The sequence below is a fragment of the Streptomyces hyderabadensis genome (assembly GCF_020404845.1).
In the GTDB taxonomy this organism is placed as follows: Bacteria; Actinomycetota; Actinomycetes; order Streptomycetales; family Streptomycetaceae; genus Streptomyces; species Streptomyces hyderabadensis.
The window spans coordinates 69,259-80,998 of record NZ_JAIOJZ010000023.1 but is presented as its reverse complement, the minus strand read 5'-3'; the positions used below and the strand labels follow the sequence as shown (position 1 = coordinate 80,998).

General features: G+C 74.1%; 7 protein-coding genes and 2 pseudogenes. 4 read left to right on the top strand and 5 right to left on the bottom strand.

Going from position 1 to position 11,740, the window contains the following annotated elements; genetic code table 11:
- Positions 1 to 419: 419 nt before the first annotated feature.
- Positions 420 to 593 (bottom strand): annotated as a pseudogene (locus K7854_RS19460) (SDR family oxidoreductase); the annotation flags it as partial.
- Between the two features lie 103 nt (positions 594 to 696).
- Between K7854_RS19460 and K7854_RS19455 the strand changes: the two are divergent.
- The 3 genes and pseudogenes from K7854_RS19455 to K7854_RS19445 form a co-directional block, all read left to right on the top strand.
- A pseudogene (locus K7854_RS19455) lies at positions 697 to 836 on the top strand (LysR family transcriptional regulator); the annotation flags it as partial.
- Between the two features lie 28 nt (positions 837 to 864).
- Entirely contained in the window at positions 865 to 1,026 is a 162-nt protein-coding gene (locus K7854_RS19450) for a hypothetical protein (protein ID WP_226027807.1), read from the top strand.
- 99 nt (positions 1,027 to 1,125) lie between these two features.
- Entirely contained in the window at positions 1,126 to 3,885 is a 2,760-nt protein-coding gene (locus K7854_RS19445; RefSeq protein ID WP_226027806.1) for an AAA family ATPase, read from the top strand.
- Here the strand turns inward: K7854_RS19445 and K7854_RS19440 are convergent.
- From K7854_RS19440 to K7854_RS19425, 4 genes are read right to left on the bottom strand one after another with little or no spacing between them, the layout of a single operon-like run.
- Positions 3,857 to 5,527, bottom strand: a complete 1,671-nt coding sequence (locus tag K7854_RS19440; protein ID WP_226027805.1) for a serine/threonine-protein kinase — start codon at positions 5,525 to 5,527, stop codon at positions 3,857 to 3,859. The genes K7854_RS19445 and K7854_RS19440 overlap by 29 nt on opposite strands.
- Positions 5,524 to 8,565 (bottom strand): tetratricopeptide repeat protein, encoded by a 3,042-nt coding sequence (locus K7854_RS19435; protein WP_226027804.1) that lies wholly within the window; start codon positions 8,563 to 8,565, stop codon positions 5,524 to 5,526. The genes K7854_RS19440 and K7854_RS19435 overlap by 4 nt, the downstream gene beginning before the upstream one ends.
- Positions 8,562 to 10,391 (bottom strand): HSP90 family protein, encoded by a 1,830-nt coding sequence (locus K7854_RS19430; protein ID WP_226027803.1) that lies wholly within the window; start codon positions 10,389 to 10,391, stop codon positions 8,562 to 8,564. Before K7854_RS19430 ends, K7854_RS19435 begins: the two co-directional genes overlap by 4 nt.
- Before the next feature lie 53 nt (positions 10,392 to 10,444).
- Complete coding sequence (locus K7854_RS19425; RefSeq protein WP_226027802.1) at positions 10,445 to 11,236, bottom strand: DUF1266 domain-containing protein; 792 nt, start codon at positions 11,234 to 11,236, stop codon at positions 10,445 to 10,447.
- 171 nt (positions 11,237 to 11,407) lie between these two features.
- On the opposite strand from K7854_RS19425, the gene K7854_RS19420 reads away from it, so the two are divergent.
- Positions 11,408 to 11,734: a hypothetical protein gene (locus K7854_RS19420; protein WP_226027801.1), complete on the top strand. Its 327-nt coding sequence runs from the start codon at positions 11,408 to 11,410 to the stop codon at positions 11,732 to 11,734.
- Positions 11,735 to 11,740 lie beyond the last annotated feature (6 nt).

Sequence of the window (11,740 nt, the reverse complement as noted above, 5' to 3'; positions counted from 1 at the left end):
CGCCCGGATACAGCTCGGGGACACCACCTAGGGACACCCGGGCGCCCGCCGGACCGTGCGACCGGGGCCGGTCGCTGCTCCCGGCCGTGAGTGGGTACGTCCCGGCGTCGCCGAACGGTGAACCGACGCCGGAGCCACCCGTGCCATGCGTGGACGCAGGCCGCGCTCACCCGGTCTGGGGGCGAACAGGTTTTCGGGCGCGACAGGCGCCCGCCAGCAGTCGCCACGGGTAGATCAGGTTCTCGTCGCGGACCATGGCGCGGTCACCGTGGCGATGCCGCCGCCACCGCTGTGCCCGGCCGGGGCGAGACGGGCCTCGTCGATGCCGAGCGCGGTGGCCCGGCTGCCAAGCCGGCGGCAGGCGAGCAGTCAGTCCTCGACGGCGGCCGGGCGGCCGTCCCGCTCCCCGGCGCTCGGCGTCAGAGCTGGGAGCCGCCGCCGTCCACCGCGAGTTCGGCGCCGGTGGTGTACGTGGCGTCGAAAGCGAGGAACACCACCGCCCTGGCGACCTCGACGGAGGTGCCCATGCGCAGCATGGGGTTGTCGGCCGCCATCTGTGCCTTGGTCTGTTCGGCCGCCTCCGGGGGCATCGACACCACTGCTGCCTCCGGTGAGTCAACAACCGTCCGAATCAGGTGTCCAAGACCTGTTTCGCACCCCGTCATGCTGAATCCGCATGACGGGTAGCCTGCCGGTATGTCCGACGAAGTCCTGCCCCCCGTCGCCGGCGCCCCGGCCCTGACCTGGATCTGAGACCGGTGCGGTACTTCACGGTCGTCGCCGAGCATCTGAACTTCGCGCGGGCGGCCGCCGCGCTCCGGGTTGCCCAGCCCTCGCGTACTCCTGCACACGGCTCACCAGGCGGTGCTCAGCACACACCCCGCCGCGCCGCCGCTGACGGTCACCGTCGAACCCTGCCAGGTGGTGGTCGCCACCCGCCTCGCGGACGCCAACCCGCTCGTCGCCCGCTTCCGTGAATCCGCGCACCGCCTTCTCGCCCAGCGGCAACAGGGCCATGACATGTAGCCTGACCCGGACAAACAGCATCCGATGAGACACCGTGGCACAGGATCCACCCTCCGGTACCGGGCTCGTCATCGGTACGGGAGAGGCTGGGAGGCCCAGGTGGAGCGCGCGCACCCCGCTCCCTTCGTCGGCAGAGCGACGGAGCTGGCATCGCTCGACACCCTGCTCGACGCCTCGGGCGACGACGGGCCGACCGTCGTCGATGTGACCGGCGAGCCGGGCATCGGCAAGAGCCGCCTGCTGGGCCGGTTCACCCGGCGTGCACGGCAGCGGGGGTACGTGGTGCTGCGCGGCCGGGCCACGGAGGCCGAGCGGAGCAGCCCACTCCAGCCGTTCACCGACGCGCTCACCGACCTCGGCGCGCAGGAGGCACGGTCGATTCCGGTGCTGGCCGCGCTCACCTCCCGTCATTCCGCCCGGGACGTCGCACGGGCCCTGGCCCGGACGCCGCCGCCCGGGCTCGTGATCGTCCTGGACGATCTGCACTGGGCGGACGCGGCCTCGGTACGGCTCCTCGACCATCTGGTGCGGCACCCGGTGGCGGCCCCCGTGCTGATCGTCACCGCACGGCGGGTCCGTCAGTCACCGCCGGCGCTGTCCGCCGCCCTCGCCCGGGGCACCGACATGGGTTCCGTGGCCCGACTGGACGTGGGCCCCCTGGGACGCCGGGAGTTCCCTCCCGGTGCCGACTCGGCGTACGCCGAGAGTGCCGGCAATCCGCTGTACCTGCGGGCGCTGACCGCGGCGGGAGCCGGTGGTGGCACCGCCCTCTCGGTCCTGTCCGTGCTCCTTGACGAGCTGGCTCCCCTCGCGCCCCTCGAACGACAGGTCGTCGAGGCCGTCTGTGTACTCGGGGCGCAGGCCACCACCGAACTCACCGCGGCACTCGTCGGGACCGACGGGCCCGCACTCGTCACGGCGCTGCGTTCGGTCATGGCCCGGGACCTGGTGCGGCCGGGCGTCGACGGGCACGGCCTCGCGGCCCGCCATCCGGTCTTCGCCCGGCTCGTCCTCGACGGGCTCGACCCGTGGCGGCGCCGCGACCTGCACCGGCGGGCCGCCGACGCACTGGGGGGAACGGGCGCACCCGCCTCGGTCCGGGCCGACCACATCGAACGAACGCTGGACCGGTGGGAGCCGGAGGCGGGTGCCGTCCTCGTCGAGGCCGCCGTACAGACCGCCGTCACCGATCCCGCGGCCACGGCGCGACGGCTCGCCACCGCGCTGCGGCTCCTGCCCGAGGACCCGAGCCTGCATCGCGACACGCGCGGCGAGCTGATGCTGCTGCGCGCCCGCGCGCTCGGTGCCGCCGGAGCGGTGAAGGAGAGCCGCGACCTGCTGCACGAGCTGATCGCGCTCCGGCCGCCCGACCCCGACGGCGATGAACTGCGCACCGCCGCCGTGCTGTTGTGCGCCCTGATGGAACGGCAGCTGTACCGCTACCCGGAGGCCGACGCACTGCTGCGCCGAGAGCTGGACCGGCGGCCGGGGCCCCCTCCCCCGCAGCGCGACGCGCTCGTCCTCGAATGGGGCAACCACTCCCTGTTCGCGACCCGGTTTCCCCTCGTGCGCAAGAAGTTGACCCGCACCCTGCACGCGACGCGGGGCCGCGGCGACCGACTCGGCGAGGTCGAGGCACTGACGCTGGCCGCGCTGGGCGAGGCATACGAGGGGCAGACGGACGCGGCGCGGCGGTACGTCGACGCGGGTGCGGCACTGACCGACGTGCTCCCGGACGCCGATCTGGTCGGACTCGGCGAACCGATGGTCCGGCTGGCCTGGAGCGAGGTCTTCCTCGACCGGTTCCCGGACGCGCTGCGGCACGCCGCACGGGGCACCGAGATCGCCCGGCGCAGCCGACGGCCGTTCACCGTGTCCCAGCTCAACCTGTGTGCTGCCTACGCCCTTTGCCAGCAGGGGCGGGTGAGCGAGGCGCTTCCGCTCGCCGACGAGTCCGTCGCCGTGACCCGCTCCCTGGGCGGCGGTGAACGGCTCGGCTTCAGCCTCGCGATGCGAGCCACGGTCCTGCTGCAGGCGCGACCCCCGGGGGATCCGGAGGTGCTCGCCGAGGCCGAGGAGGCGGTCGCGGCCGTGGGCGCGGTCGAGGGCTGGTGGGCCACGCTGGCGCGCTGCCTGGTCGCGTACGCCGTTCAGGGGGCGGGCGATCCGCACCGGGTGCGGGACGTGCTGTTGAGCGCGGGCGGCGGGCGCGACCTGCCGCGGGTACAGCCCTCGGTACGGCCCATGTTCCTTGAGCCTCTCGTCGATTCGGCGCTGGCGACCGGTGATGTCGCGGGCGCCGAGCACTGGACGCGCCTGGCGGCCGCCGAGGCGCGGCGGCTCGACGTGCCCACGCAGACCGGGGCCGCGTTGCGGGCCCTCGGCATGGTGGAGGGCCGGCGGGGCCGGCCGGAGGCCGCTGCTCGGGCGTTCGCCGACGCGGCCGAGATGAGCCTGCGGTCCGGGGCCGGGCTGCGCGAGGCGCACAGTGCGCTGCTGGCCGTTCCCCATGCGGCAGCGGCCGGAGACGACACGGGGGCGGCGGCGCTGTGGCGGCGGGGGCACCGGATCGCCACCGACGGCGGAGCGGTGCTGCTGCTCGCCCTCGCCGACCGGCTGCGGCCCGCCGCTTCCGACACTCCGGACGTGCTGGCCGGGCTGTCCCGCCGCGAGCGCGAGGTCGCCGACCTGGTCGCGGCGGGACTGACCAACCAGGCTGTCGCCGAGAAGCTGCATCTCAGCACGCGGACCGTCGAGAGCCATGTGGCCCGCGTCTACCGCAAGACCGGTGTCGGCTCCCGGGCTGCGCTGGCCGCGCTCGTGGCGCGGGTCAGCGCTCCTGAGGGTGGACCTCGATGACCTTGCCGGCCGCGTCGGCCTTCAGGTAGGCGGAGCCGAGGTCGTCCGACAGGTACACGCTGATGCCGGGTCCGGTGCGGAAGAGGGTCGACGCGGGGTTCAGCATGAGGTAGCGGCTGGTGGGCCGTTCGACGTCGAGTTCGGCCTCGGCGCGCTCCAGGAGCTTCGGTACGGCGTCCCAGTCGATGTCCTCGAGGTCGGTGGCGACGGTCCCCGGGAGTACCGTGCCCCCCATGCCGTCGCGCACGGCGACGTCTTCGCCCTTGTAGGCGAACCGGTCGTAGCGCTTGGTGCTGCCCTTGACGAGGGCCTGCGCGGTGACGGAGTCCGCATGGACGACGAAGCTGGTGGCCTTGGACGTGCCCATGACCGGCTTCAATTTGGCGATGGCCATGCGGATGCCGTCCGGCGTCAACAGGTTCTTCTGCTCGGGGGACGTCGCGGTGCGGGGAGCCGCCGAGGCCGGTGTGGCGGTGGCCGAGGTCCGTGCCGCTCCGCCGTCCCCCGCGTCCGGGAGCCACGAACGCACCAGGAGCCCGACGGGGATGCCGATCGAGACGAGGAGACTGACGACGCCGAAGGCGGCGAGGGCCGCACGCCGGCGAGAGGGCCGGTACGCCGGGCCGGCCCGAAGCGGTACGGGCGTGTCCCGCGCCTCGTCGGCAGGGCCCGCTCCGTCGGCAGGGCCCGGCTCGGCGCCCGGTCCCGGGCCGGGCGGGGCGATCCGGTACGACGTGGTGCCGGACGGCGCGGCGATGCAGTCACCGCCGGCGGGGCCCGGTTGCGGAGTCTCCGACCGGTCGACCGGCTCGGGCAGCTCCCCGGCCGCCCGCGCCAGTTGCCGGTCCAGAGCCGCCGCGTCGGGACGCGCCGCCGGATCGTGCACGAGCAGTGCCATCAGGACGCCGGTCAGCGGCCCCGCGTACCGGGGCTCGGGCACCTCGTCGTGGAGGACGGCGGCGAGCGTCGCCAGGGTGCTGTCCCGGCGCAGCGGGTGCCGGCCCTCGACGGCGACGTACAGCAGCATGCCGAGCGACCACAGGTCGGCGGGGGGACCGCTCGCCCGGCCCCGGACCCGCTCCGGCGCCATGTAGTCCGGCGAGCCGATGACCGAGCCGGTGGCGGTCAGGCGGGTGGACTCCTGGACGGCCGCGATGCCGAAGTCGGTGAGGACCGGGCGGCCGTCGGGGCGCAGCAGCACGTTCGCCGGCTTGACGTCGCGGTGCTCGATGCCGTGCGCGTGCGCGGCGACGAGGGCGGCCAGCAGGTCCCGGCCGAGCCGGGCCGCGTCCGGGGGTGTCATCCGGCCGCGGTCCAGCCGGTCCTGGAGCGAACCGCCGGTGACCAGTTCCATCACCAGCCACGGGTAGGTGCCCTCACCACCGTCGACGATGTGGTGGATGGTGACCACATGAGGGTGCTCGACCCGGGCCAGAGCCCGGGCCTCCCTCAGCACCCGGGCCCGCAGGGTGCGGACACCCTCCATGTCCTCGTCGGCGCCCGGCGGGCGTACCTCCTTGAGGGCGACGTCGCGGTGGAGCGCCAGGTCACGGGCGCGCCACACGGTGCCCATGCCGCCGCCCCCGAGCCGGCGCACCAGCTCGAAGCGGCCGTCGACGACCCGTGGACCGCCGCCGCTCATCGGTCGGACTCCTCGCTCAGGGCCTGCCGGGCGGCCTCGTTGATCTCGGCGCATTCCTCGGTCAGCCCCGCCAGCGTCCCGTCCGGGTCGGGGGCGTCGCGCAGTGTCCTGGTGACGGCGTGGGCGCGTTCGGCCGCGGCCGCGGCCCGCCCGATGAACAGCTCAAGGCCGGCGGCGAGGACTTCGATGCGGCCGTGGTCCGGGAGGCCGGCCGCCCCGCAGGCCAGGAACGCGGCGCTGGCCCGTTCCAGGTGCCGCAGCGCTTCCTCTCCCCCGGTCTCGTCCGGCGGCCCTTCGACGGAGTCCAGGACCAGGCGGGCCCGCTGATGGTGGGTGTGCCCCAGCTCCCGGCCCAGCTCCTCCCGCGCCTCGGCGGCCCCGGCGGCTTCGGCCTCCCGCAGGGCGCGCTCGTTCTCGTGCACCGCCTCCGCCATGACGGCGTCGCCCGAGGCCGGTTCCCCCGCGGCGAGTTCCTGCCAGGCGCGGGCCCGCAACGCGCGTACCAGGGCTCCGTCGTTGCCGACGGTCCGCCACAGTGCGGCGGCCCGGCCGTAGGCCCGAGCGGACTCGCGCGGCATGCCGGACTCCGCCAGGGCCTCGGCCGCCCGGTGGGTGAGGATGGCGTGGTGTCCCTGGTCCGCCCAGTGCTGAACGGTGTCGGCGGCGAGCGCGTACTGCTCCGCGGCCAGGCGGGGCTCATCGGTCGCGGTGTAGCTCTCGGCGAGCCAGACGCGGGCCTGTACCAGGTCGCTCTCGCGGTGCCCGTGCTCGGGCGCGACGAGATCGGGGAGCACGGACTCCAGGATCGTCGCCGCCTCCTCGTAGGCCTCCCGCCGGCAGTGCAGTCCGGCCAGCCGCAGCCGGGCCAGCGCCCCTAGCGTCCCGCTCTCACCGGCCAGATCGGCCTGGTGCGCGGCGTCGAGGAGCGGCGCGGCACCCTCGTCGCCGGGCACCGCGTGCGCGAGGACGAAGGAGAACCGGGACCTCTCGCGCGCGCCGAGCAGGGTCGTACGGGCTTCGTCCGCCAGGACTCCGCGCACGAGGTCGGCGGCCGCGTCGAACTCCTCGTTCTCCATGAGCGCCTGGGCGAGACCGAGTTCGGCGGTCGTCGCCGCCCAGGGGCGGCGGGCGTTGCGGTGATACGCGATCGCGTCCTTCCACATCGAGATCGCGCGCGTCGTGGCCCGTCGCCCGACGAGCCGCGCCTGCAGCTCCCTGGCTCCGGCCAGCGCCGTGTACGCGGAGGCCGCGTCGATGTGCTGCTGCACGAAGAAGACGAGTCGCTCCAACTCGGATTCGAGAGCGACGGCTTCGGCGTCACGGGCGGCCGCGGCGGCTTCGTCGCAGGGCTCTTCGCCACCGTCGGGCGCTGCGCCGTGAGGCACTTCGCCGCCGTCGGGCGTTCCGGTTGCGGAGTCGAGCAGTGACGTCCGGACGCGGGCGTGGAGCAGCCGCACCGTCGCCACCTGCTCGGTGGTCGCCCGCCCGGCGGCGTGCAGGGACAGGAGCCGGTCGTGCAGCTCGGCCAGCGGGGCGAGCGCGGCGGCCGGCACCTCGCCGTCCTCCTGGATGCCGGAACCGAGGACCGCGCGGGCCCGTGCCAGCAGGGCCTTGCCGGGGTGCCCCGCCCGTTCGTGCGCGTCGGCGGCCGCGGTGAGCAGTTCGTGCAGGCTTCCGGGCCCGGACTCACGGGCGCGCAGGGCGGCGCGAGCCTCCAGGGCATCCCCCTGGTCGGCGTCGGACAGCCGGGCGCCGGCCCGCTCGGCGGCGTCCCACGCCTGCCACGCCGCCGGGTGGGCCAGCTCACTGCGGTGCCGCGCCTCGGCGACGAGCTCGTCCGTATCCTTCCCGACGTCGTCCGTGGCACGTCCCCCCGGGCCCGGCACGGTCCCGGAGGCCTGGACCGGACCGGGAGCCGGACGCGCGATGATCTCCGTGCGCAGGCCCAGCGGCAGGGCGGCGAGGAGTGGTTCGGCGGTGATGCGGCGGTGGGTGCAGTCGGAGATGTGCCGGTTGCCGTTGCGGGTGTCGAAGCGGGCCGCGAGGTCGTAGGCCTCGTCGGTGACGTGGGCGCGCAGCCGGGCCGCGGTCCACTCGGAGCCGTCCGGTCCGGGCACCGGCCGCTCCGCGTGGCCGTGGTCGACCAGGCGGCGGGCCAGCAGGGCGACCGCCTCCAGCCAGTGCAGCCGGGCCAGCGGATCGCCCTCGTGGCCCCAGCGCGCCGACTGCTCGGCGAGGATCTCCAGGCCGCGCGGCTCGTTGCCGGTCAGCGCGCAGAACTCGATGTGAGCGGCGACGGCGGCGCCCAGTGCCTCGTCGCCCCGCACCATCCGGTAGCCGCGCAGATGGTGGGCGCGGGCCTCGTCGAGACGGCCGAGGCGGACCAGCGGGAGCAGTGACCAGGCGAGCACCTCGTGCGGTTGCCGGTTGCAGTGGTGGGTGCCGTCGAGGACGGGACCCCACCGTTCGAGGGAGGCCGCGTCGTCGAGGTCCCGGGTCAGCTGACCCATCTCGTCGTGCTCGCAGGCCTGGCAGTCGGACATGGCGTCGCGGTCGCTGCCCAGCCACCGGGTGTACGCCGCCAGCATCCGCTCCCGGTCCCCCAGGTGGCGGGCGACGGACACCTCGCAGGAGTACACGGCCCGGGGGGAGTGGCCGGCCGCCCGGTAGCGGCGTCGCATCTCCGCGAGCCACCCCTCCAGAGAGGAGAGCGGCACCTGAGGCTGGTTGCGCGCCTCGGCGGTGATCCACTTGAACATCCAGAAGAGCCGCTCGGTGTCGGTCTCGTCGAAGTCGCCGGGATCCTCGTCCCACATCCGCAGCAGTCGCGCGAACGGCACGAACGACTTGTGGCTCTCGGCACTGAAGGTGTACGAGTCCGTGAGGCAGCACAACGCCTCGACCAGGAGGGGACGTTCGCCGGTGGCCGCCGCCTCGTCGGTGAGCGCCTCGACGTGGGCGCTGCGCGCGGAGCCGTAGGGCAGGTCGTCGGCGGCGTAGACGTCGCTGCGGATCTCGTCGACGGTGCGGGCGGTCATGCCGTGTCTCCGGTGGGTCGGTCGGACGGGTCCGGGGCACCGCCGGTGGGGGGAACCGCCCAGTCCAGCAGCCCCAGGAAGGCGCGGTTGAGCAGGGCCGAGTCGGTGGGGCGCAGCGGACGGCGGGCCATGAGCAGCGCCTGCCCGTAGAGGGCCTCGACGGCGGTGCGGACCTGCTCCGGGTCGGCAAGCGAACCCGCTCTGACGATCAGTGGGTTGACGTGGTTGAGAACGAGCCTGGCGCGCGGCTCGCCGGCTCCGCGCAGTGCCCCGAGGATGCCCGACCACAGGCCGTCGGACGCCTCCTGTTCCTCGGCCCTGGCCCGCTCGTGCCGGGCGTCGCGGCCGTCGAGGTACAGGACGGGCACGGTGACGGGCCGGAAGGTGCGCAGGACCACGTCGCAGTCGAGGGGCGCGAGCGTGGCGCGCGCCGTGGCCAGGAAGCCCGCGAGCGCCAGTTCCTCGGCTGCGTCGACCGGGTCGAGGTGGGCGGTGACGGTGTCGGGGTCGAGTTCGGCGACCGTGGTGCCCGGGTGCACCGTCGGCAGCAGTTCGACCAGCTCGGTGTCGTACGTGTAGCCGCCGTTGACGACGCCGATGCCCTGCGCTGCGGCGATCGCGGCGATCTGGCGGAACTCCTCGGCGGTGCGTGTGAAGTGCACGGCCGGGTGGCGGCGTGCGAACTCCTCCAGCGACAGCCGGCCGTCGGTCGTCTCGAACGGCAGCCACGGCAGCATCACGGTGAGCAGCTCCCGGTCGTGCCGGGCGAGCGAGCGCACCCCGGTGTGGTGCACGGCCAGGAACCGGGTGAGCCGTTCCTGGTCGCCGGCGGCGAGGGAGGTGAGCCAGTCGCGCAACCGGGTGCCGAGCGCGTCCCGCACGGCGGCCAGGGTCTCGTCCTCGTACAGGCTCTCGCGGGACGCCGTGGGGCGCAGGCTGTCGCTGTCCAGGACGCAGCGCACGAAGAACGCCCAGTCCGGCAGCAGCCCGTCGGCCCGCTCGGTCAGCAGCATGCCCTTGAGGTGCACCCGGTGGGCGCCGCGCTGTGCCGGGCTCACCGCGTCGGGCAGCACGTACGCCACGCCGCGCAGGCCGGCCAGCGGGATGTCCAGCTCGACGCTGTCCAGCGGGGTGAAGCCGAGCGTGGTCCGGCAGTGCTCGGCGAGTGCGGCCCGCCGGGCGGCCGGGCTCGGGTACGCGCGCTCCCACACGGCCGGGCGGGCGGTGACCGGCCGGCCGTCCACCCGGATGTCGTGGGGCAGCAGCGAGCCGTAGTGGCGGGCGAGTTCGGTGACCCGCCCGGAGGTGAGCCACTCGTCCGCGTCGGCCCGCGCGGTCAGCTGCACGGTGGTGCCGGGTTCGGTGCGGGCGCTGTCGGGCAGCGTACGGACGGTGTACGAGCCGTCCTCACGGGCGGTCCACTCCACCGGCGGCGCCGCGGGCTCGCGGGCGGAGCGGCTGACGACGCGGATCTCCTCGGCGACCACGAAGCAGGCGAGCAGCCCGATGCCGAACTGCCCGAGGAACTCGGCGCGGGCCGCCTCCAGACCGCCCCGCTTGGAGCTGCCGCCGATGGTCGCGAGCAGCCGGTGCATCTCGGCCTCGGTCAGGCCGACGCCGCTGTCCTCGACCCGCAGGCCGCCGTCCGCCGTAGTCAGCCGTACGGCGGCGGGGGCGCCGGGGTCGGCGGCCCTGCGGGCGGTGACGGCGTCGACCGCATTTTGCAGCAGCTCGCGCAGGTAGACCCTGGGGCTGGAGTACAGGTGCCGCGAGAGGAGGTCGACGAGGCCACGCAGATCGACCTGGAAGGTGTGCGTCCGGGACATGGCAGCTTGCGGGGATCTTTCCGGGGGATACGGGTGGGGTGGGGGGTGCTCGGTTACCAGGCGAGTCGCTTCCAGGGACTGGCCTCGTCGGTCAGCAGGTCCTTGGCCGCCCGTTCGAACTTCGCCACGTCGTCCGTGGCCCTGGTCTGGTCGAAGCGCTTTTCCTCCATCTGCCACAGCAGCCGCCCGGTGCGGAACGCGGACTCGTACTCCTCCCAGGACCGGTACTCGGACCGGGCCAGCCCCACCGCCTGCTCGATCGCCGTCCATGCCTCGTCCGGAGCGACGAATCCCGCGTCCACGAAGATGCGGCTGACGTGGACGACGCGGGCGGCGTCCCACCCGACGATGCTGCGCGGCAGCGGCTCAGGGGTGCCGTAGGTGACGAGGTTTCCGTAGTAGTAGGCGCCGTTGACGAACTGGTTGCGCAGCCGCGCCGGGTCGAGGCCGTGGCTCGCGGCGAGTTCCGGCAGCTCGCGCAGGGCGCGCTCGTGCGGCTCCTTGAGCAGCGCACGCTTGCGGGTGGGGGCCACCGCCAGGTACGCCTCCAGGTACGGCAGCAGCAGCTGGTAGGCCCCGTCGTGCCCGCCGCCCAGCAGGTAGCGGTACGTGCCTCGCGCCGCCGCCGCGTCGGCGGTGTCCCACGCGCCCTTCGCCAGCTTCGCCGCGGTGCGGGCGTCGGCCTCCATGGTGAGGGCGTTGATCGGCAGGTGGCCCTCGACCGCGTACATGGCGCCGAGAGCCAGGCCGCGGTCCTGCGCGGGGGTGAGTGCCGGGGCGCCTTCCAGGACGTTGTACGTCGTGGAGCCGGAGAAGATGTCACGAAGAGAACTGAACAGACCCATGACAGCGGATCCTGCCGGTCGCGGCCGGATCCGCACATCCGTGGAACTACGGAATCGACTACGCAAAGATGCTCTGACGTGCGGTCTTCGCCTGCGGGCCGGGTCAGGGTGAAGGGGATCCGGCGCCGCGCCGGCGACCAGCCCGGCCACACCCGCGCGAGGGGCCCATCCATGATCACGTTCGTTGTCGCTCTTTCCGCAGTCATCGTGGCGGGCGGCATCGCCCATGTCGTCCGTCTCTTCGTCCGCGACCACAGGATCCAGACGCAGGGGCGGGACATCCAGGTCGTGGTGGAGGCGGTCCGCCACCTGAGTTCGAACGACACCGGGGCCGCCACCATCTGGTTTCGGCTCTCGTGGCAGGAGGACGGCGCGACCAGGCGGGTGGAGGGCAGGGACACCATTCCCGCGTTCCACTCGTCGCGAGTGCAGAAGGGATGCGTGGTCGGCATCAAGTACCTGGACGACGACCACTTCCACTTCGATTTCGACGCCTGACGCGCA